The sequence below is a fragment of the Gilliamella sp. CG25 genome, assembly GCF_046635705.1.
Lineage (GTDB): Bacteria > Pseudomonadota > Gammaproteobacteria > Enterobacterales > Orbaceae > Gilliamella > Gilliamella apicola_I.
The window spans coordinates 234174-256739 of sequence record NZ_JBIDFJ010000001.1 but is presented as its reverse complement, the minus strand read 5'-3'; the positions used below and the strand labels follow the sequence as shown (position 1 = coordinate 256739).

Annotated in this window: 23 protein-coding genes and 1 riboswitch; of the genes, 20 read left to right on the top strand and 3 right to left on the bottom strand. The window is 36.5% G+C overall.

Going from position 1 to position 22566, the window contains the following annotated elements:
- The first annotated feature begins 68 nt into the window (after nt 1-68).
- The 9 genes from ACGH6P_RS01165 to thiD all read left to right on the top strand — a co-directional run bounded on the left by ACGH6P_RS01165 (nt 69) and on the right by thiD (nt 8114).
- The gene (locus ACGH6P_RS01165; protein WP_411596528.1) at nt 69-878 is read left to right on the top strand and encodes an SPOR domain-containing protein; all 810 of its coding nucleotides are present in this window, start codon (nt 69-71) and stop codon (nt 876-878) included.
- 46 nt (nt 879-924) lie between these two features.
- Nucleotides 925-1740: a Dam family site-specific DNA-(adenine-N6)-methyltransferase gene (locus ACGH6P_RS01160; protein WP_267349761.1), complete on the top strand. Its 816-nt coding sequence runs from the start codon at nt 925-927 to the stop codon at nt 1738-1740.
- A 45-nt stretch (nt 1741-1785) separates the two neighbouring features.
- A complete protein-coding gene (rpe, locus tag ACGH6P_RS01155) occupies nt 1786-2463 on the top strand; it encodes a ribulose-phosphate 3-epimerase (protein WP_411596527.1) in 678 nt (225 codons plus the stop codon).
- Nucleotides 2456-3151 carry a phosphoglycolate phosphatase gene (locus ACGH6P_RS01150; RefSeq protein WP_411596526.1) on the top strand — a complete coding sequence of 232 codons (696 nt, stop codon included), beginning with the start codon at nt 2456-2458 and terminating at the stop codon, nt 3149-3151. Before rpe ends, ACGH6P_RS01150 begins: the two co-directional genes overlap by 8 nt.
- A 24-nt stretch (nt 3152-3175) precedes the next feature.
- Nucleotides 3176-4171 carry a tryptophan--tRNA ligase gene (gene trpS / locus ACGH6P_RS01145; RefSeq protein WP_411596525.1) on the top strand — a complete coding sequence of 332 codons (996 nt, stop codon included), beginning with the start codon at nt 3176-3178 and terminating at the stop codon, nt 4169-4171.
- Between the two features lie 121 nt (nt 4172-4292).
- A complete protein-coding gene (trkA, locus tag ACGH6P_RS01140; protein WP_220215588.1) occupies nt 4293-5654 on the top strand; it encodes a Trk system potassium transporter TrkA in 1362 nt (453 codons plus the stop codon).
- Nucleotides 5655-5722: 68 nt separating this feature from the next.
- Nucleotides 5723-5823: riboswitch (TPP riboswitch) on the top strand.
- A gap of 45 nt (nt 5824-5868) precedes the next feature.
- Nucleotides 5869-6654, top strand: coding sequence for a hydroxyethylthiazole kinase (gene thiM / locus ACGH6P_RS01135; protein ID WP_411596524.1), 786 nt, complete (start codon nt 5869-5871; stop codon nt 6652-6654).
- A 12-nt stretch (nt 6655-6666) separates the two neighbouring features.
- Nucleotides 6667-7308 (top strand): thiamine phosphate synthase, encoded by a 642-nt coding sequence (thiE, locus tag ACGH6P_RS01130; protein WP_411596523.1) that lies wholly within the window; start codon nt 6667-6669, stop codon nt 7306-7308.
- An 8-nt stretch (nt 7309-7316) separates the two neighbouring features.
- Nucleotides 7317-8114 carry a bifunctional hydroxymethylpyrimidine kinase/phosphomethylpyrimidine kinase gene (thiD, locus tag ACGH6P_RS01125; protein WP_411596549.1) on the top strand — a complete coding sequence of 266 codons (798 nt, stop codon included), beginning with the start codon at nt 7317-7319 and terminating at the stop codon, nt 8112-8114.
- 167 nt (nt 8115-8281) lie between these two features.
- Here thiD and ACGH6P_RS01120 read toward each other — a convergent pair whose 3' ends face one another.
- A complete protein-coding gene (locus ACGH6P_RS01120; protein ID WP_267349770.1) occupies nt 8282-8485 on the bottom strand; it encodes a heavy-metal-associated domain-containing protein in 204 nt (67 codons plus the stop codon).
- A gap of 844 nt (nt 8486-9329) precedes the next feature.
- Here ACGH6P_RS01120 and ACGH6P_RS01115 point away from each other — a divergent pair.
- Nucleotides 9330-9773: a DUF3597 domain-containing protein gene (locus ACGH6P_RS01115; RefSeq protein WP_411590297.1), complete on the top strand. Its 444-nt coding sequence runs from the start codon at nt 9330-9332 to the stop codon at nt 9771-9773.
- A 91-nt stretch (nt 9774-9864) separates the two neighbouring features.
- On the opposite strand, the gene pth is transcribed toward ACGH6P_RS01115, so the two are convergent.
- Together pth and ACGH6P_RS01105 are read right to left on the bottom strand one after the other, a co-directional pair.
- Nucleotides 9865-10449, bottom strand: coding sequence for an aminoacyl-tRNA hydrolase (gene pth, locus ACGH6P_RS01110; RefSeq protein ID WP_324100926.1), 585 nt, complete (start codon nt 10447-10449; stop codon nt 9865-9867).
- Between the two features lie 86 nt (nt 10450-10535).
- Nucleotides 10536-11483 (bottom strand): ribose-phosphate pyrophosphokinase, encoded by a 948-nt coding sequence (locus ACGH6P_RS01105; protein WP_065558808.1) that lies wholly within the window; start codon nt 11481-11483, stop codon nt 10536-10538.
- A gap of 271 nt (nt 11484-11754) precedes the next feature.
- On the opposite strand from ACGH6P_RS01105, the gene trmB reads away from it, so the two are divergent.
- The 10 genes from trmB to rlmD all read left to right on the top strand — a co-directional run bounded on the left by trmB (nt 11755) and on the right by rlmD (nt 22566).
- A complete protein-coding gene (gene trmB, locus ACGH6P_RS01100; protein ID WP_267359393.1) occupies nt 11755-12456 on the top strand; it encodes a tRNA (guanosine(46)-N7)-methyltransferase TrmB in 702 nt (233 codons plus the stop codon).
- An 18-nt stretch (nt 12457-12474) separates the two neighbouring features.
- Nucleotides 12475-13200 (top strand): oxygen-insensitive NADPH nitroreductase, encoded by a 726-nt coding sequence (nfsA, locus tag ACGH6P_RS01095; RefSeq protein ID WP_411596522.1) that lies wholly within the window; start codon nt 12475-12477, stop codon nt 13198-13200.
- Nucleotides 13200-14360 carry a histidine-type phosphatase gene (locus ACGH6P_RS01090; protein ID WP_411596521.1) on the top strand — a complete coding sequence of 387 codons (1161 nt, stop codon included), beginning with the start codon at nt 13200-13202 and terminating at the stop codon, nt 14358-14360. The genes nfsA and ACGH6P_RS01090 overlap by 1 nt, the downstream gene beginning before the upstream one ends.
- 536 nt (nt 14361-14896) lie before the next feature.
- Nucleotides 14897-16177 carry an MFS transporter gene (locus ACGH6P_RS01085; RefSeq protein WP_411596520.1) on the top strand — a complete coding sequence of 427 codons (1281 nt, stop codon included), beginning with the start codon at nt 14897-14899 and terminating at the stop codon, nt 16175-16177.
- A gap of 39 nt (nt 16178-16216) precedes the next feature.
- On the top strand, nt 16217-17236 hold the full coding sequence (galE, locus tag ACGH6P_RS01080; RefSeq protein ID WP_411590292.1) for a UDP-glucose 4-epimerase GalE: 1020 nt from the start codon (nt 16217-16219) through the stop codon (nt 17234-17236).
- 41 nt (nt 17237-17277) lie between these two features.
- Nucleotides 17278-18327 (top strand): galactose-1-phosphate uridylyltransferase, encoded by a 1050-nt coding sequence (gene galT / locus ACGH6P_RS01075; protein ID WP_411596519.1) that lies wholly within the window; start codon nt 17278-17280, stop codon nt 18325-18327.
- Entirely contained in the window at nt 18328-19485 is a 1158-nt protein-coding gene (gene galK, locus ACGH6P_RS01070; protein WP_267359382.1) for a galactokinase, read from the top strand. It abuts the gene before it with no gap.
- Nucleotides 19476-20474, top strand: a complete 999-nt coding sequence (galM, locus tag ACGH6P_RS01065; RefSeq protein ID WP_411596518.1) for a galactose-1-epimerase — start codon at nt 19476-19478, stop codon at nt 20472-20474. Before galK ends, galM begins: the two co-directional genes overlap by 10 nt.
- A 253-nt stretch (nt 20475-20727) precedes the next feature.
- Entirely contained in the window at nt 20728-21216 is a 489-nt protein-coding gene (coaD, locus tag ACGH6P_RS01060; protein WP_267359378.1) for a pantetheine-phosphate adenylyltransferase, read from the top strand.
- 12 nt (nt 21217-21228) lie between these two features.
- Nucleotides 21229-22566, top strand: a complete 1338-nt coding sequence (gene rlmD, locus ACGH6P_RS01055; protein WP_267380828.1) for a 23S rRNA (uracil(1939)-C(5))-methyltransferase RlmD — start codon at nt 21229-21231, stop codon at nt 22564-22566.

The window sequence follows — 22566 nt, the reverse complement described above, 5'->3', positions numbered from 1 at the left end:
TACTTATTATCAAGATAATGACTGATACTGAAATAGTAATAGTGTAGATGTCAAGTTAAGGAGTAAATATGCGTGTAGATAAAGATGACCGTTATATATCAGAAAAAGCGAATAAAGACTCTACAACTTCATTCAAATTACCAAGTTTTCTTAATTATTTTTCCAAGAAAAAATTAATTATTCTTGGTTCTGCTATGGTAATCTTTTTCTTAACGCTAAGTTTTGTGATATTAAGTTCTTCAACAGAAAATGAACCAACATCATTGACGTCGCCTGACGTCAATGGTTATTCATCAACACATATTGAAAACAGCAACAACTCTCAATCTTTAACTGATGAGTTAAACGCATCAAGTAACACACAAACTACCGATTCAAGTTTATTGCCCAACTCTACAACTGCTTCAAGATCGAATCAATCATTAGACAGTCAAGAGCCACTAACCAGTAATAGTAATATTGTGGATGAAACAAGGAAAGCTCGTAATCAATCAAATGATTCGACTATAAAAAAACCAACAACATCGTCCCTTTCTGAGAAAAATGGAGCGAATAGTCATAATACTATTTCAAGTCATAACGGAAACAGGAATAATAACAATACTATTTATATTAAAGATGATGAATACACTATTCAACTTAGTGCTTCATCATCTATTGAAAACTTAAAAAAATTTGTTGAAAAAAATAATATTACTCATTACCAAATTTACGAAACTAAACGTAATAACAGTAAATGGTTTATTTTGATTAAAGGTATATATAAATCATCAGATGAAGCCAAAAAGGCTATAAAATCTTTACCTAGTGCTTTACAAAAGGATAATCCATGGGTCAAATCTGGTGCATCTGTGAATAAAGAAAAAGCTGAAAAATAAAGGATATGGTTCATTTATCCTACCAAAGACAAAATAGGAGTATCCTTTGAAAAAACAACGAGCCTTTTTAAAATGGGCTGGAGGAAAATATGAGCTTGTGGACACCATTAGGCAGTATCTACCAGAAGGAGATCAACTGATTGAACCTTTTGTTGGTGCAGGTTCGGTCTTCTTAAATACCAATTATAAAAGCTACCTTTTAGCTGATATTAACCATGATTTAATTGAATTATTCAATTTATTGAAATCAAAACCAAATGAGTTTATTAATGATCTAAAAATATTTTTCCAACCTCAGAACAATAAGCCTGAGGCATTTTATCAACTACGAGACGTATTTAATTATAGTAAAGATCAGTATTTACGATCGTTATTATTTATTTACTTAAATCGTCATTGCTATAACGGTCTATGTCGTTATAACAACAGTGGACTTTTTAATGTGCCATTTGGTCGCTATAAAACAATCTATTTTCCTGAGAAAGAGCTAAACTTTTTTGCAAAAAAAGCACAAAATGCGGAATTTATCTGTGCCCCATACCAAGAGGTCATGAAAAAAGCAAAGAAAAATTCTGTAATATACTGTGATCCGCCCTATTTATCGCCAAATGATTCGGCTGGATTTACGGCATATTATTCAAATAATTTTGGCTATGAAGAACATAAAAAACTCTCTAAATTAGCCGAAAAAATGGCTTATAAAAACAATATTCCAGTGCTTGTATCCAATCATGATACTGATTATACAAGAACGTTATATAGTAAAGCTCGCCACCTTTATCGAGCTGAAATGCGACGCTCAATAAGCTGTGATGGTGAAGGTCGAAAAAAAATTGATGAAATATTAGCGCTATACAAATAATCCTAAAAACATTTGAGTATTGGCTTGTATGATTAGAGGTATGTTATGAAAGAGTTTATTATTGCACCGTCAATACTTTCAGCAAATTTTGCTTGTTTAGGTGAAGAAACCCAAAAAGTGATTGAAGCAGGGGCTGATGTAATTCATTTCGATGTCATGGACAATCACTTTGTGCCTAATTTGACAATGGGGTCAATGTTTTGCCAAGCACTACGTGACTACGGAATAAAAACCCCAATCGATGTCCATTTAATGGCATCCCCTGTCGAAGAACTTATTGTCTCTTTTGCAAAAGCTGGAGCTAGCAATATCTCTATTCATCCCGAAGCAACGATTCATCTTGACCGAACGTTGCAACTTGTCAAAGATCATGGTTGTACCGCTGGTTTAGTTTTTAATCCGGCTACTCCGTTAGATCATTTAGATTATGTAATGGATAAAATTGATATTGTGTTATTAATGGGAGTTAATCCTGGTTTTGGTGGGCAATCTTTTATCCCGTCAACATTAAAAAAATTACGACAAGTTAAACAACGTATTATTGAATCAGGTCAAAATATACGACTTGAAATAGATGGGGGCGTCAAAGTCGACAATATTGCAGAAATAGCCCAAGCAGGCGCTGATATGTTTGTTGCAGGGTCTGCCATATTTGGTCAGCCTGATTATAAATCAGTTATTGATGCCATGCGAAAAGCATTAGCAGGAGTAAACTATGCCTAAACTGGATGACATTCAAGCAATAGCATTTGATCTGGATGGCACACTCGTTGATAGTGTACCCGGACTTGCATTAGCAATTCAGCAAATGCTTGCCGACTTACAATTACCTACTGTTAGCAAAGATCAAGTTAAAAATTGGGTAGGTAATGGCATCGATGTTATGTTAGAACGTACCTTTAAAGCAATCGATATTACCCCAACAGCAGAATTGTTTAGTCAAGCTAAAAATTGCTTTAATCAGCATTATGATAAAGTTATCGATGCAGAAACAAAACTCTTTCCACATGTTAAAGAGACCTTAAAAGTGCTTTATGATAATCATTATCCATTAGCACTTGTTACCAATAAACCTGCACAATTTTTACCTGCTTTATTAGAATCATTAGGCATTAAAGAATATTTCAAACTGGTGCTAGGTGGTGGTGATATTATCAAGCTAAAACCTCATCCTGCCCCACTTTATCAGGTTATGGCAACGTTTGGGCTCTTTTGCGATCAATTACTATTTGTTGGTGACTCGAAAAATGATATTACCGCAGCAAAGAATGCTAACTGCCATACTGTTGCGTTAAGTTACGGTTACAACTATGGTGTATCCATAGCGACCAGCGACCCCGATTTTTTGTTTGACGATTTCAAAGATATATTAACCTTGTTACCACTGCCTAAAGCTGAGGCAAAAAAATAAGAATGAATAGATTAGGAATAAATTATGAGTAAACCGATTGTATTTAGTGGCGCTCAGCCATCAGGGGAATTAACACTTGGCAACTATTTGGGTGCCTTAAAAAATTGGGTCGCTTTACAACAAGAATACGATTGCGTTTATTGTATTGTAAATCAACATGCTATCACAGTACGCCAAGATCCACAGAAGCTACGCAAAGCAACGCTCGATACCATGGCGCTTTATTTAGCATGTGGCATTGATCCTCAAAAAAGCACTATATTTGTACAATCTCATGTACCTGCTCATGCTGAATTAGGGTGGGCATTAAACTGTTACACTTATTTTGGTGAACTCAGTCGCATGACCCAATTCAAGGACAAATCATCACGACATGCTGAAAACATTAATGCAGGGCTTTTTGATTATCCTGTATTAATGGCAGCTGACATTTTATTATATCAAGCTAATTTAGTACCGGTGGGTGACGATCAAAAACAACATCTCGAACTATCACGTGATATTGCAATGCGCTTTAATGCCCTGTATGGTGACATTTTTACTGTTCCTGAACCTTTTATCCCTAAAGTTGGTGCAAGAGTGATGTCTTTACAAGACCCAACGAAAAAAATGTCTAAATCTGATGAAAATCGAAACAATGTGATTGGCTTACTTGAAAATCCTAAAGACATCGAGAAAAAAATCAAACGAGCGATGACCGATTCTGATGAACCGCCTGTTGTACGTTATGATTTAAAAAATAAAGCTGGTGTATCAAATTTATTAGATATATTAACTGGCGTAACAGGAAAACCCGTTACCGAACTTGAAAAAGAGTTTGAAGGTAAAATGTATGGACATCTTAAAACGGAAGTGGCGACGCAAGTGATTGATATGATAAGTCACTTACAAGCACAATATCACCAATATCGTGATGATGAAGATTATCTCTTTTCAATCATGAAAGAAGGCGCTGAAAAAGCTCGAGCTAAAGCGGATATCACATTGAAAAAGGTCTATGACGCTATCGGTTTTGTATAGTCTAAAATCAAATAACATAATTATTATTAACACTAAACAGTATTATTTGGCTTAATATAGGCATTTATTATCATCATGACAATAAAAGATATAAAAGCCATTTAATTAAAATAGGTTAGTTATGAAGATTATCATTCTTGGAGCAGGACAAACAGGCAGTGCGCTTGCAGAATATCTTGTTACTGAAAAACAAAACGATGTCACTGTTGTCGATGAAGATCATGATAAATTGCAATCTTTGCAAGAACGCTTTGATTTACAAGTTATTTGTGGAAAATCATCTTATCCACAAGTATTAGAGAGTGCTGGCGCGGAATCGGCTGATATGCTTGTTGCCGTTACCAACTCTGATGAAATCAACATGATGGCATGTCAAATAGGGCATGTCATGTTTAATATTCCGCAAAAAGTGGCGCGTATCCGCGCACCGGAATACAATGATGAAAGATATCCTTTTTTCAATAAAGAGTGTATCAATATCGACCATATCATTGCACCAGAAAACCTTATTACCAACCACATCAGTCATTTAGTTCAATATCCAGGCGCATTACAATTTGCCTCATTCAACGATACCCGTGTATGTCTAGTCGCTGTTATGGCATATTATGGTGGCGCGCTAGTTGGCAGTGAGCTATCAGAGCTTAAAGAACATCTTCCGCATGTTGAAGCCAGAGTCGTTGCTATCTACCGTAAAAATCGCTTTATTCGTCCACTGGGTTCTACCTTAATTGAAGCTGGTGATATGGTGTATTTTATTACTCCGCCAACCAATATCAAAGCCGTGACCAGTGAGCTACAACGTTTAGAAAAACCTTATAAACGAATTATCATTAGTGGCGGTGGCGGCATTGCGCTGGCACTGGCTAAGCGTTTAGAAAATGATTATCAAGTAAAACTAATTGAACGCAATGCCGAACGAGCAGAACTCATTGCTGAACAGTTACTTAATACCACGGTATTACATGGCGAATCATCAGACCAAGAATTGCTATCCCAAGAACAGATTGAACTGACAGATCTTTTTATTGCGGTAACCGGCGATGATGAATCCAATATTATGTCATCGATGCTAGCGAAAAGAATGGGCGCAAAAAAAGTCATCGTTTTAATCCAAAAACAAGCTTACCTAGAACTCATTAATGATAGTGTGATTGATATTGCTATTTCACCTCAACACGCCACTATTTCTGAACTTTTAAGTCATGTCAGACAAACAGGCATCGTCAAAGTTGTATCACTACGACAAGGCGAATCTGAAATTGTGGAAATCGTTGCGCATGGTGATAAAGAAAATTCAAAACTGGTCGGAAAAAACATCAATGGATTAAAGCTACCGTCTGGGGCAACAATCGGCGCAGTTGTACGTGATGAAGATGTTATTATTATCAACACGGATTTAACGATTGAAGAGAATGATCACCTAATTATTTTCTTGCCGGATAGAAGAGCGATTACCGATATCGAAAAATTGTTACAATAACATTTAAATCAAAATTTTCTATTATACAAACTTGTTAAAAGCCAATAGGCAGTTCATAATATAAGCATAATTTTGACTCGGGGTGTTTTTTATTCATTAAAAAACTGAGAGTTTACCCGTTGAACCTGATCTGGATAACACCAGCGTAGGGAAGTCTAGCCATTCAACTTTACAATAGGCAAATTCTTCCCGATAAATCAAATAAGGAATGAACATGTCAGTAACCACATCGCTTCAAATCACTCAAGTTACACCTTTTATTAATCTTGTCAAAACGCAACGACCATTAGTTCATTGTATAACAAATGATGTTGTACAAAATTTTACTGCTAATGTCCTACTTGCTATTGGTGCTTCACCAGCAATGATTATTGCTGAACAAGAAGTGGCTGAATTTGTTAAAATTGCTAATAGTTTACTGATTAACATCGGTACAATTAATCACAATACCGCCAAAAGTATGCTACTTGCAGCAAGCCAAGCTCAACAAAGCCAAACTCCATGGGTACTTGATCCTGTTGCCGTTGGTTCGGCACTTGCTTATCGTACCGAAATTGCGCATCAATTATTATCATTTAAACCCACCGTTATTCGTGGCAATGCTTCGGAAATCTTAGCGCTAAGCGGTCAATTTGCATCATCAAAAGGCCCGGACAGTCAAGACTCGACAAAATCCGCTTTACAATATGCAAAACAATTGGCACAAGACTACCAGACTATCATCGCCATGACTGGTGACATTGATTATATTACTGATGGTCATACGACTTACGCTATAGCAGGCGGTGATATTGCTTTAACCAAAATTACCGGAACAGGCTGTTCCTTATCTGCTATGGTTGCAGCGTTTATTGTAAATTCAACCGATCCACTTTTAGCCACAGCAGCCGCTTGCTTTATGATGAAAAAAGCTGGAGAAAAGGCAAATAAACAGCTTGGATTAGGCAGTTTTGCCGTATCGTTATTAGATCAATTATCACTATTTTATTCATCATACTAATAGGGACGTAGCATGCAGAAAAAGTTGGATCTTACTCTCTATTTAGTGCTCGATCCGACACTATGTGGAGAAATCAGTGGCATGGTCGACACAACCAAAATTGCCGTTGCCAACGGTGTAACCGCCGTACAATTACGATCAGAACAAGAATTGACAGGCAAAGATTGGTATAAAGCTGCTTTAGCCTTAAAAGAAGCACTCAGTCAGACATCGGTACCGCTATTGATTAATGATCATGTTGATATTGCTTTAGCTGTCGATGCAGATGGTGTGCATGTTGGTCAAAATGATTTGCCCGTTGATGTAGCTCGCCGATTGATCGGTAAAAATAAATGGTTAGGGCTATCTGTTTCGAATCAGCAACAACTTGAAACCGTGCCTTGGCAAAACGTCGATTATATTGGAATTGGTCCTATCTATCCTACCTCGACCAAGAAAGATGCATCCTCGGCACTTGGTATTGAGCAGTTAACTCAATTAGTCAAAACCAAACATTGCCCTGCTGTTGCCATTGGCGGTATCGACATAACAAAAGTAACAGAAGTGATGCAAACAGGAATTGAAGGCGTTGCAGTCGTATCGGCTATTTGTGGTCAATCCAATATTGAACAAGCAACCACTTTACTAATCAATAAAATACATCAAGCTAGATAGGAAGCAACATCATGACAATTACAGCCCTAACTATTGCTGGTTCAGATCCCAGTGGGGGAGCTGGCATCCAAGCCGATCTCAAAACGTTTTCGGCACTTGGTGCGTATGGCATGTCTGTCATTACCGCGTTAACCGCACAAAGTACCCAAGGTGTTGATGCGGTATTGGCAATTCCCACCGAATTTATCGAAGCAGAATTTAACACCTTATATCAAGATATCCACATTGATAGTGTGAAGATTGGTATGCTAATGAATAAAGAAATTGTCACAACTGTCTATCAGTTATTAAAAAATCATCCTATACCATCGATTGTACTTGATACTGTTATGATTGCTAAAGGAGGGCATGCTCTTTTAAAACCCGATGCCATCACCGCCATACGAGAGCAATTATTGCCACTGGCAACAATTATTACACCTAACTTACCCGAAGCCTCAGCGCTTTTAGATTGTGATGAAGCGAAAAATGAAGATGAGATGCTAAAACAAGGGCAAGATTTACTTAAACTAGGTTGTAAAGCGGTACTAATGAAGGGCGGGCACTTAGCCAGTCAAGAAAGTCCCGATTATTTAATCACCTCAGACCAAACAATCCGAATGACATCGCAAAGAATTCAAACAAAAAATACGCACGGTACAGGTTGTACCTTATCAGCTGCTATTGCGGCTTTATTACCTAAAAACAGCTTAGAACACGCGGTTAAACAGGCGAAAGAATATCTTCACGGAGCCATACGCCATGCTGATGATTTAAATATTGGTAAAGGGATTGGACCAACACATCACTTTTATCGTTGGTGGTGATTCAAAAACACAATTGACGCATATTTGCGAACACTCTCTTCAAATTTTTCAAAATATGAGTGATTAAAAGAGGATATAAAGTAGGTTTTGGACGTTTTAAACGTGTTAATGAAAACAGATAAATAAAAAAACTAACGTCCAAATTTGTTTGCTTTAATATAGGTTAATTAATATGAAATACCTACAAATTCATACCCAGCTTCATTGATAGCCGCTATAGCGGCTTCTTGTGAAATGGTCCCGCCTTCGATATCAACTTCATGTTTAGCCAAATCAATGGTTACTTTCGCTTTTGGATCAATATCGTTAATCGCTTTAGTAATCGTATTAACACAGTGCTGACAACTCATATTATCGACAATTAATTTCATAGTTGACCTCTCTTTTCAATTAAATCTTATCAGAATTCGGATCGCCTAAATTAGCGTAGGCTTTATAATTGTGTTCGATCCATTGACCCGCATTATTACTCGTTTGAAAATAATCAAACCCAGTAGTTTTCATCATACTTTGTGGGAAACAAAAAAGATTGCGTACAGTAAAAAAATGAAGCTAAATTTTTTGAAACGTCCACAATATTGTTTGCAAAAAGCATGCTTCAGTTACAAAGCCACAATGACATTATTTCTTTTATCATACACAATTTTTTATTCTGATAAAACTGGCTCTGACATATTATCATTTTGCGTATAAGGTATTGGCTTTGACATATCGAATTATTGCGTGAATGTTGCGAATTTTTTTGTTCGACGTTGTCATCGCAATACTTTTTAAAACTAGAATTTGTCAGGCATCTCTTTTATCGTTTCGATTTACTCATTTACGTGATTCACTTTAGCTTCAAATAAACTGGAATTTATAGGACACAAATAAAAACATCTCAATCATCTTTTCATGTTCAACACTTGGAATCAATATCAGATAACAAACTGAACAATCTAGAATTAATAGCGTCATTTTTACAAATAGTGAATGGTTAACAATCTAAGTTTATCCATGGTTATCATAATTTAAAACGCCAAGATAGTTTTTTATTGAAAAACTTTATTCGTGGCTTTAAGTTATTTACTCTCTGAATTAACAACAAAAAATGCTATAAATCCAGAACTTCTTTGACACTATTGTTTGTTAAACGTTATACTAAAGGCGATATTTTGTACATCTGAATAGTTAAGCACTTTTTTCAAAAGCAGTTTAAACATAGGGGGGTGTAATTTGGGTATCTTAAATAATATTTTTTCTAAAATCTTTCCAAGTGCTCAAGCGGCTGTCGGTAATGTCGCTGATGCCGTTAAAAATCAAGTCAACAGCATTACCGGTCATGATAAAGATGCCGCGTCAAATAATCAGAATCAAGACCAAAATCAAACTCAACCACATTCAGACAACCAAACGCCCATTTCGGACGTGGATGTTATGTCAATTCTTAATAATTTAGCGAGCAAATTTCCTGAAAAACTTAATTGGAAAACATCGATTGTTGATCTTTTAAAATTATTAGGAATAGACAATAGTCTAGATGCTCGTAAAAGATTGGCAAAAGAACTTAATTACACGGGTAGTACAGATGATACCGCGGCAATGAATACTTGGTTAATTAAAGAAGTATTTAAACGAATTGCCGAAAAAGGCGGTAATATTACCCATCTATTTTCTTAATCAAAGATTGTTACGTGATTTGTTATCCACCTGGTCTTCGGGTGGATTTTTTATATAGCATATTGTAATTCGTTCGACTCAATCAACGGCATTACGCTTTAAACGAGTGTAATCGATTCATTGCGGCTTCAAAGCTTTGTGATAATAAAATATCCGTGCAACGTGCAGATTCATCAATCGCTTTATCTATTAGTTCTTGCTCGGGCTTAGAAGGTTTATTTAACACAAAACCGACCACTTTATTTTTATCACCCGGATGCCCGATACCGATTCTTAATCGATAAAAATTTGGATTATTGCCTAATTTGCTAGCAATATCTTTCAAACCATTGTGACCACCATGACTTCCGCCAAATTTAAATTTCGCAATACCTGGATTTAAATCAAGTTCATCATGAGCAACTAAAATTTCTTCGGGTTTTATCTGATAAAATGAAGCCATCGCTTGAACAGCTTTACCACTTAAATTCATAAACGTGGTAGGCACTAATAAACGTATGTCATGTCCTGCGATATTGATACGTGAACTATAACCAAAAAATTTAGGATCATTTTTTAACGGTTGTTGATAACGTTGTGCAAGCAAATCAACATACCATGCCCCTGCATTATGTCGAGTTTGGGCATATTCATTTCCAGGATTGGCCAGTCCTACAATAAGTTTTATGGTTGTCATGATGTTTTAATTGTTAGCTGTTGTTACTTGAAGATGTTAAATTAAAAAGCCCCAAAAAACGGGGCATCTTTATCATTAAAAATCAATTATTGATGGAACATTGCAGAAATCGATTCTTCGTTGCTTATGCGACGAATTGCTTCTGCTAACATTCCTGATAATGTTAATTGACGTACATTTTTCAATGCTTTAACTTCAGCTGTTAATGGAATAGTATCACAAACGACTATTTCATCAATGGCTGAGTTTTTAATATTACTGACGGCTTTACCCGAGAAAATCGGATGCGTTGCGTAGGCAAATACTCTTTTAGCACCACGTGCTTTTAATGCATCAGCGGCTTTGCAAAGCGTTCCTGCTGTATCAATCATATCATCGACTAAAATACAATCTCTATCAGCAACATCACCAATAATATTCATCACTTCAGCTTCATTCGCTCGTTGACGACGTTTATCGATGATCGCCATATCGGTGTCATTTAACAGTTTTGCAATAGCACGAGCTCGCACCACCCCACCAATATCCGGAGAGACAACAATTGGGCGTTCAAAATCACGTTGAAGCATATCTTCTAAAATCACAGGGCTACCAAATACATTATCCACTGGCACATCAAAAAAACCTTGGATCTGTTCAGCATGAAGATCAACCGTTAATACTCTATCAACACCGACAGTTGATAAAAAGTCAGCAACCACTTTAGCTGTGATCGGAACCCGTGCAGAACGCACTCGACGATCTTGTCTAGCATAACCAAAATAAGGAATAACAGCGGTAATACGACCTGCAGATGCTCGACGCATTGCATCAATCATAACAAGCAATTCCATTAAATTATCATTGGTTGGTGCACAAGTTGATTGAATGATAAAAACATCCTCACCACGGACATTTTCATTAATTTGAACGTTCACTTCTCCATCGCTAAAACGACCAACAACAATATCACCAAGAGAAGTATAAAGACGATTAGCTATACGCTTTGCTAGCTCAGGTGTAGCATTGCCAGCAAAAAGCTTCATATCAGGCACGAGAAATCCTCAAGCATGTAATCATGATTACGTATCCGTAATCGGTTAAATCGGAGTGACAATTATATAATCATTTGGTGATCATGCTCAACCACATTATAAAAAATTATCAAAATAATTTAACCTGCCTAGCAAAATAGTGTAAGAGTCCATGGGTAATCAATATGTTTTTTGACGTCAACTTAAAATCGAGTAAACTAAGTAATCATCGCTATTTTAGAGTAGCTTTCAATTAGTTTAAATCAATTTTACAACACAAGTAGATAATCTAATGGCAGAACAATTACATACAGATATTGAAGAACAAAAACCGAAACGAACAATACGCAGTTTTGTGCTACGACAAGGTCGTTTGACCAAAGGTCAAGAACAAGCATTACAAAATTTATGGCCCGTCTTTGGTGTCGAATATAATGCGGGATCGCCCATTCACTTTGAACCTAATCAACACGTCGTTTTAGAGATTGGATTTGGTATGGGTGCATCACTCATCGAAATGGCAAAAAATGCCCCCGAGAAATCTTTTTTAGGTATTGAAGTACATAAACCGGGTGTCGGAGCTTGTTTAATGGCGATCGAAGAAAATCAATTATCAAACTTAAATGTGATGTGCCATGATGCAGTCGAAGTTTTAGAAAACATGATTGCAGATAATTCATTAGATAAGGTGCAAATATTCTTCCCTGACCCTTGGCATAAAGCAAGGCACAACAAGCGTCGAATTATTCAGCCTGCTTTTGTCGAACTTATCAGACGTAAATTAAAAGTTAATGGTATTTTACATCTAGCAACAGATTGGCAACATTATGCCGAACATATGCTTGAGGTGTTAAATCAAGCGACAGGTTATAAAAATTTATCATCAACAGGAGATTATATTCCAAGACCAGCAGACCGACCTATTACCAAGTTTGAAAAAAGAGGTCAAAATCTTGGTCATGGTGTTTGGGATTTACAGTTTCAAAAACAATAACGTTATTAAGGAGCCGTTATGGAAAATCAAACTCTTGATTTCATTTATCATCGTCGTTCAATTCGTGCTTATAAACCCACCCCATTGACGCAAAAGCAAATAGCATCGATGATTCAAGCAGCACAATCGGCTCCGAGTTCTAACTTTCTTCAATGTTCAACCATTATTCGTATCACAGACAGTGATAAGCGAAAAAAATTAGCTCACTATTCAGGTGATCAAAATTATATTTATCAAGCTCCCGAATTTTGGGTGTTTTGTGCCGATTTTAATCGACATTTTCAAATTGATGCAACGATTCCTCTTGAACGAGCCGAACAACTTTTAGTCGGTTGTATTGATACCGCCTTGATGGCGCAAAATACGGTTATTGCTGCGCAATCGTTAGGATTAGGTACAGTCTATATTGGTGGTTTACGTAATAATATATCTGAAGTGACACAATTACTAGCCTTGCCAAAATATGTTATCCCCCTTTTTGGTCTCTGTATTGGGTATCCAGATCAAGAACCCGAAATGAAACCAAGATTACCGAGTGAATTAATCTTTTTCGAAAATCAATATCAACCAATCAATCAGACATTATTGGCACAGTATGATGAGCAAATAGAAAATTATTATCAAACTCGTAGTTCTAATCAAAAAGAAGGCGGATGGAGTAACAAAATAGCTGAAACGCTCTACAAAGGACAACGAGAATTTATTCTCAACTATTTACATCAACAAGGCTGGGTGAAACAATAATGAACAATCACTATCAATTGGATAAAGTCGTCATATTAAGCCGACATGGAATCCGTACACCATTACAAAATACACTTGAATTTTTAGAACAAGCCACGCCGTTTAAATGGCCTAAATGGGATCATCCTTATGGTTATCTAACTACCCGAGGCGGTGCGCTAGAAGTTTATTTTGGACGATACTTAGCGACATGGCTTGAAAATCAACATATTCAATACCAAGCAACTTCTTCTGATGTGTTTGTGTATGCAAATAGTTTACAAAGAACGGTTGCTACAGCTCAATTTTTGACAGCAGGTGCTTTTGCCGGATATGACATCCCCATCAATCATAAATACCCTATTGAAAAAATGGATTCCATGTTTGATCCTAGTTTACGTAACGATTCTGACGAATTTAAACAAGTTGTTATTAAGGACATTGATGAAACTGTTACAGCAGAATCAATCTATAAAAATTTAGCGCCTGCTTATGAAATTTTAGCCGATATTTTAGACTATAAACATTCCAAATTTTATGCACAATATCAATGTGATTTAGCCGATATTCCTGTTGAAGTTTATTTGAAAAAGCATGAAGAACCTGCTCTGTTAGGTGCATTAGCGATTGGTGTTAGTGCAGTAGATGCATTTTTATTACAATATTATTCGGGCTTTCCCAAAGAACAGATTGCGTGGGGAAGAATCAACAGCCAAGCACAATGGCAACAACTTATTCAGATACGTAATCAATATCTAAACTTAGTCTGTCGAACTAAAACGCTTGCCAAACATTCTGCTACCGAATTGATTAATATGATAAACAATCTTATGCATCATGATGATCGAAAAATTCATTTACTTGTGGGACATGATAGTACCATTGCTTCATTATTCGGCGCATTAGACTTTGAACATTATCAGTTACCGAATCAATATGAAACAACACCAATCGGTGGTAAGGTAATTTTACAACGTTTTCGTCATTTAGAGTCTGGAACACACTATTTTAAAGCCGAATACGTTTATCAAAGCTTTGAACAACTATTTACCGGTGCTCAAATCAGTATGAATAACCCACCACAACATTTTACGTTGCAGCTTAAAAATGCCATGCAAAATCAAGATGGATTTTATGACTGGCATGATTTTGAGCAGCGTTTAAACATGTTTAAAGGATGATTTAATCAATTCACTTCTCACGTCAGCATTTATCCTACATGGCGTGAGATGATTTTAACATTTAGCTCCCTGTTATGGTTAAATACATCTGTTATATTATCTCACCTAATCACTATTCCCTACCTTATCTTCAAGGAGTGGATAAAATAGATAAAAACGGCTTCTTGTTTGCCAATGTAATCGATACCATAAAAGTTATCTTATTTTCGCTCAACATGTAAACTGCATATTAACGCTATATTTCATTTCGTTATAAGCAGAATCGCCTCATGAATAAATTGATAATATTAAATAGAATAGAGTTATCTTCTTGGATTCTTTGAGTTGAATTAAAACATCGTCATCAACAAAACATCTTACTCATAAACAACAAAATAATGTAATCGATTTCATAAAGTGTTATCTAGATCACTTTTTTCATCATTTTATGGTGATACTATCCACCATAAAAGAGAAACAAGTTCATCCATAAAAAATATGTAAACGATTTCCTAATGAATGCAGGTTCATTCAAATTCGATTAAAGGAAGTAAATTATGAATCAAAATACTAAGTCAGCAAGGCATAATAAGAATTATTGGATTTTCAGTTTTTATTTCTTTTTCTACTTTTTCATCATGGGTGCCTATTGCCCATTCTTTCCCGTTTGGCTGAAAATGAACGGGCTTGATGAAGCAAAAACTGGCTATGTTTTTTCGTTTATTTCATTTTTTGCACTACTCTTCCAACCTTTATTCGGTTTAATTTCAGATAAATTAGGACTGAAAAAACATCTCCTTTGGCTTATTACTCTACTGTTAGTCTTGTTTGGGCCATTTTTTATTTATGTGTTAGGGCCACTTCTACAATTTAATGTTACTGTCGGTGCGATAGCTGGAGGGTTTTATCTTGGCATGGTTTTTAGTGGTGGTGCGCCTGCTATTGAAGCCTTGGTTGAAAAAATAAGCAGACGCAGTGGATTTGAATTTGGGCGTTGCCGTATGTTTGGCTGTTTTGGTTGGGCAATTTGTGCATCATTTGTTGGAATTATGATTTCGAAGAACATTAATGCGGTTTTTTGGCTCTGTTCTGGTTTTGCATTATTTCTACTTATTTTAGTGAAATTAGCCGATCCCGCTAAAACTTCCACCACCGATATCGTTGAACAAATGGGATTAAATAAGCCTGAATCCTTTAATTTTAAACTCGCAGTCGATTTATTAAAAATGCCGAAACTTTGGTGTTTTATGCTTTATATAATTGGCGTCGCCTGTACTTATGATGTTTTTGATCAGCAGTTTGCAAACTTTTTTACGTCGTTTTTTTCCAGTGAACAAGTCGGTCAAGAAGCCTTTGGTTATGTCACAACTCTCGGTGAAATTTTAAATGCAACCGTCATGTTTTTTGCTCCATGGATTGTGAAAAAAATTGGTAGCAAAAATACGTTATTAGTTGCCGGTGCTATTATGTCAATTCGTATAACTGGCTCAGCATTTGCCAGCAATGCAGTTGAAGTTATTATTCTAAAAACCTTACACATGTTTGAAGCGCCACTATTACTTGTCGGGGCATTTAAATATATTACAAAACACTTCCCTCTACGATTATCGGCAACCGTTTATTTGATTGCATTTTGTTTTGCTAAACAACTTTCAACGATGTTTATGTCCACACTTGCAGGTCTAATGTATGTCGAAATTGGATTTACAGGAGCCTATCTGGTGCTTGGTTTGATTGCATTTAGTTTTACATTTATTTCATCTTTCACTTTATCCGGACGAGGGCCTTGGGATCTATTCATACCTAAAAATAAACACCCGTCTGAAATACAACAATAACCAAATTATTAACAATTTAAGATAAATTGAGGTTTCTATATGAAAGTATTCGTTACTGGTGGTTGTGGATATATAGGAAGTCATACCTGTGTTCAATTGATTAAAGCAGGTTATACGCCAATTGTGATAGATAATTTATTCAATAGTAAAGCATCGGTATTAAAAAGAATCCAACAAATTACGCATCAGCCAATCAATTTTTATCAAGGTGATGTACGAGATGCCAATTTATTAGCGCAAATTTTTAATGAACATGATATTCAAGCAGTGATCCATTTTGCGGGTTTAAAAGCCGTCGGTGAGTCGGTATATAAACCACTTGAGTATTATGAAAATAATGTCTATGGCAGCATTGTGTTAATGAAGGCAATGCGTGATGCAGGCGTCAAACAATTAGTTTTTAGTTCATCCGCAACCGTTTACGGTGAATCAGCCCCCGTACCTTATGTTGAAACCTTGCCACAAGGTTTACCAACCAGCCCTTATGGAAAAAGTAAGTTAATGGTCGAACAATGTATTATGGATTTGGCTATTGCCGAACCTGATTGGTCATTGACCCTACTACGCTACTTTAATCCTGTGGGGGCTCATCCTAGTGGATTAATAGGCGAAGATCCTCTTGGTATTCCTAATAATCTTATGCCATTTATTACCCAAGTTGCTGTAGGAAAAAGAGAATCATTGGCGGTGTTTGGAAATGATTATCCGACGCAAGATGGAACGTGTGTTCGTGATTTTATTCATGTTGTTGACTTAGCTGATGGTCATATCGCCGCATTAAAAGCTGATCATAATCAACCCGGTGTCCATATTTACAATCTAGGATCAGGTGTTGGGTATAGTGTTTTACAAGTCATCGAAGCATTTGAGAAAGCGTCAGGAAAACCGTTAAAGTGGCATTACGCACCCCGACGTGCGGGCGACCTACCCGCATTTTGGGCAGATGCAAAAAAAGCAGAACAGATACTCGGGTGGAAAACCCAATTAACGCTTGATGATATGGTCAGAGATTCTTGGAATTGGCAATCGAATAACCCACAAGGTTATCCTCAAGATTAATGAAAAAGATGAATACCAGCAATATGTTAAAAGAGGCAAACATGCAAATATTTAATCCTGTTGATCATCCCCACCGTCGTTATAATCCATTAACGGCTCAATGGGTCTTAGTGTCACCGCATAGAGCCAAGCGACCTTGGCAAGGTCAACAAGAAACACTAAATCAAGAACAAAAACCCAGTTACGATCCTAACTGTTTTTTGTGCCCCAGCAATAAACGGGTCACGGGTGATAAAAATCCGGACTATACAGGTACTTTTGTATTTACTAATGATTTTGCCGCATTAATGGATGATACCCCTGATTCGCCGCCAGCTGATGATCCTCTTTTTCAAATGCAAAGCGCCAAAGGAACCAGTCGAGTAATCTGTTTTTCCCCCGATCATAGTAAAACCTTGCCAGAATTAGACTTAAAGGCAATTGAGGGAGTAATTAAAACTTGGATATCACAGCAAAAAGAACTAAGCCAAAATTATCCTTGGGTGCAAATATTTGAAAACAAAGGTGCAGTAATGGGATGCTCTAATCCTCATCCACACGGACAAATTTGGGCAAATAGCTTTATCCCAAATGAAATCGCTCGTGAAGACCTGAATATGCATCATTATTTTGAAACCTATCACCGCAATTTATTAGTTGATTATGCCCAAAAAGAATTGATCTATCGTGAGCGAATAGTTGTTGAAACAGAGCATTGGCTTGCTGTCGTGCCTTTCTGGGCAACATGGCCATTTGAAACGTTATTATTACCCAAAACACATATTGCACAATTAACCTTATTAACCGACAGCCAACAGATTGATTTAGCGGTGGCGCTGAAAAAATTAACAAGTCGTTATGATAATTTGTTTAATTGCTCTTTCCCCTATTCTATGGGTTGGCATGGCGCACCATTTATGCAAGGTACCACTGACTATTGGCAAGTTCATGCTCACTTTTATCCTCCTTTGCTTCGTTCAGCGACAGTCAAAAAATTTATGGTAGGTTACGAAATGTTAGCTGAAGTACAACGGGATTTAACGCCTGAACAGGCAGCTGAAAGACTCCGCAATGTCAGTGATGTTCATTATAAAGATAAAAAGGATAAATAGATGAAAGCATTAATCGATAAAACTAAACAAGCTTTTGCAACCCTATTTGGTTATCAACCCGATATCACTGTGCAAGCACCAGGGCGAGTCAACTTGATTGGTGAGCATACCGATTATAACGATGGTTTTGTATTACCTTGTGCGATTAATTATGGCACAGTAATAAGCTGCCATAAACGTACCGATAAATTAATACGTGTAATTGCCGTTGACTATGATAATCAACAAGATGAATTTTGGCTAGATTCCCCTATTGAGAAACATTCACAATATCAATGGGCTAATTATGTTCGAGGTGTAGTAAAACATTTAAAAAACTATGCAAATACCCTTTATGGTGTTGATTTAGCAATTAGCGGTAATGTCCCCCAAGGTGCAGGATTGAGTTCATCGGCTTCGCTTGAGGTGACTATCGGCAAAATGTTTCAAGTTCTAAATAATTTACCTTTAGATGGCACTAAATTAGCATTAATCGGTCAGGAAGCGGAAAATCAATTTGTTGGTTGCAATTGTGGAATTATGGATCAATTAATATCGGCACTTGGACAAGATCATCATGCTTTACTTATTGACTGCCGTACGCTCTCTGTTCATCCGGTTTCAATACCCGATGATTTAGCTGTTGTTATTATTAACTCAAATATTAAACGTGGATTAGTCGATAGCGAATATAATACTCGTCGTAGGCAATGTGAAGCAGCAGCAACAGCGCTGGGCGTAAAAGCATTACGAGACGCCACATTATCAGATTTATTGAAAATTAAACCAACGCTTGATCCTAGCGTTTTTAAACGTGCACATCATGTCATTACCGAAAATGAACGGACTTTACTGGCATCTCATGCACTTGCACGTCGTGATTACAAATTACTATCGACATTAATGGCGCAAAGTCACAATTCAATGCGTGATGACTTTGAAATTACAGTACCTGCTATCGATTATCTGGTGAACATTATCAACAATGTTATTGGTGAACAAGGTGGAGTTCGTATGACAGGTGGCGGTTTTGGCGGCTGTGTTGTTGCACTGGTAAATAAAAATAAAGTTGATGCAGTAAAAACCGTTGTAAGCAATAATTATCAGAATAAATTTGGTATTAAAGAAGATATATATATCTGTCAACCAAGTGAAGGAGCGCACGCCATATGTCTTTAACAACGATCATTACACTATCTAATAAGCAAGGGATGCAGATTAAATTATCTAACTGGGGAGCGACTTGGCTTTCTTGCTTAATACCGGTTGATAATAAAAATCGTGAAGTACTTCTTGGTTGTAGTTCGTTAGCGCAATATCAACAACAACAGGCTTATTTAGGTGCAACTATTGGGCGTTATGCTAACCGTATTGCTCATGCATCTATTGAATTAGGCGATAAACGCTATCCGCTTGTGGCCAATGAAGGTAAAAATCAGCTTCATGGCGGAAAGTTAGGCTTTGATAAGCAATTATGGCAAATTGATGATCAATCTAATCAACAAGTCATTTTCAGTTTAATTTCTTGCGATGGTGATCAAGGTTATCCCGGTGAACTGAAAGTTCAAGTGACCTATCAACTTACCGATAATAATCAAGTTATCATCATGTTCAATGCCTCTACCACGCAAACTACTGTGGTAAATTTAACCAATCATGCTTATTTTAATTTAGATGGCGAAACAAGTAACACTATCCTCAATCACACTTTACAAGTCAATGCTAACCAATTTTTGCCCGTTGATAATCATGGCATACCTGATGACAATTTAGCTAGTGTCGCTGAATTTGATATGGACTTACGCCAAGCAAAACGATTATCAGACCGATTACTTGAAAGTTCTGAACGACAAAAAACAGGTGGCTATGATCATGCGTATTTACTGGACAAAACCCAGCCAATTGCCGCGCAATTAACCTCATCCGATAATAAAGTGACCATGAATGTCATAACGACCAAACCAGCGTTACAAGTTTATACCGGTAATTTTCTGCAACATACACCTAACCGTCATAATGGGGAATATGACAATTATGCAGGTATCGCGCTAGAAGCACAATTTCTACCAGATAGCCCACATCACCCCAAATGGCCACAACCTAGTTGTTGGTTAACACCTGATGAAACCTATCAATATCTAACGATCTATCAATTTTTAATTGAATAATATTATATCAATTGAGTATGTAAACGGAAAAATGAACACTTAATGCTATATGAGCTAACACCAATGGAGTTAAGTCCAACTGGATTTAATGGGACTTACTACCACGGTAACACCTCAATTTTATTCAATGCGCGTTTATAACCAACGATGAATATTCCGATAAAACCATCAAAGCTTTTTGTCAAGTTACCCTAACAATTTTGATAAGAATTCGGTATGATAGAGCTATCATGGCAAATGGACATTATGATTGATGAAAAGTAAAAGTTTAACTGCAATTTTTCCGGGAACGTTCGATCCAATTACTAACGGGCACATCGATTTGATTACTCGAGCTTCGCTGTTGTTTCCTCGATTAATTGTTGCAATTGCGGAAAATCCGAATAAAAAAACGTTATTTAGTTTGAAAGAACGGGTCAATTTAGCATCCAGTTCAGTTGAACACTTACTTAATGTACAAGTGATTGGATTTGATAATTTAATGGCAGATTTTGCACAAACTCATAATGCAACGGTCATTGTTCGAGGTGTTCGAACCACTCAAGATTTTGAATACGAAAGACAATTAGCCGAAATGAATCGCGCATTAAAACCGGATTTAGATACTTTATTTTTAATGCCATCAATGACTATTGGTTTTATCTCTTCAACCATTGTGAAAGATGTTGCTTATCATGGTGGCAATATTACCAATTTAGTTCCTTTACATGTCAAAACAGAATTGTTAAAACGGTTAACATAACGTTGAATTTATATGGTTATTTTTTATACTCCACCTTCAAAAAAACAAGCTCCACAAAAATTAACGGTCACCATCTCAGCGATAGATGCCTTCGGACAAGGAATTGCAAATCACAAAGGCAAAACTATTTTTGTTAAATCAGCCTTACCCGATGAAACTGTTGATATCCAGTTGACAGAAAATAAAAAAAATTATGCTAAAGCGAAGGTCATCAAATACCACAATCAAAGTGCCCAACGGGTAAAACCATTATGTGGCTATTATCAAAAATGTGGTGGCTGTGAATTGCAGCATATTTCAACGGATTTGCAGCAAAGTGCAAAGTATCATGCGCTCATTAATCTCATACAAAAAGAAAGTGGGCAATCGTTAACTCATATCACTGACTCAGCACCGCTTATTATTGCTGATCAACCTTATCATTATCGCCGACGAGCCCGACTTTCAATAAATATTGTAAAAGGTGAATTATTTATTGGTTTTCGTCAGGCTGAATCAAATCAAATTATCAATATAGAATACTGTCCTGTATTGGTCGAAAGCTTGGATCAATTACTCGCTCCTTTGCAAAAAATATTACGTCAAATTAAATCAAAAAAATCGCTTGGGCATATTGAATTGGTTGCTGTTGATAGTGGCATTATCATGGTATTAAGGCATACTTTGCCTATGACCAATGAAGACACTCAGTTACTAACAAACTTCGCTGAAAAAAATGGTATTTCACTCTACTTTCATGGCATAGATTTACAGCACATTACCGGCCATACGGAACATTATTATCTAATCAATCAGTTAAAGCTTACTTTTAGTCCTTTGAATTTTATTCAAGTCAATAGCAACGTTAATCAAAAAATGATTGAACAAGCGCTTGATTGGCTAACATTAACATCAACCGATAAAGTGTTAGATCTCTTTTGTGGTATGGGTAATTTTTCATTACCTATGGCTACCTATTGTCAATCATTAACGGGCGTTGAAGGCGTAGAAGAACTAGTTGAAAAAGCGAAATTAAACGTTATATTAAATAGCAACAAGGTTTGTGCCGAAACTCATTTTTTAACGAGTAATTTAGAGGATAATCAACAATTTTTTACATGGAATCAATCACAATTTGATAAAGTTTTATTAGATCCTGCCAGAGCTGGGGCATTTAATGCAACGACAGAAATTGTTAAAATGGCGCCGTCAAAAATTGTTTATATCTCATGTAATCCCGCAACATTAGCGAGAGATAGCAAAGTGTTAACTCAAGCGGGTTATAACATTGCTCAAGTAGCAATTTTAGATATGTTTCCACAAACTAAACATATTGAATCAATGTTGTTGTTAACCAAATCAGGATCATAA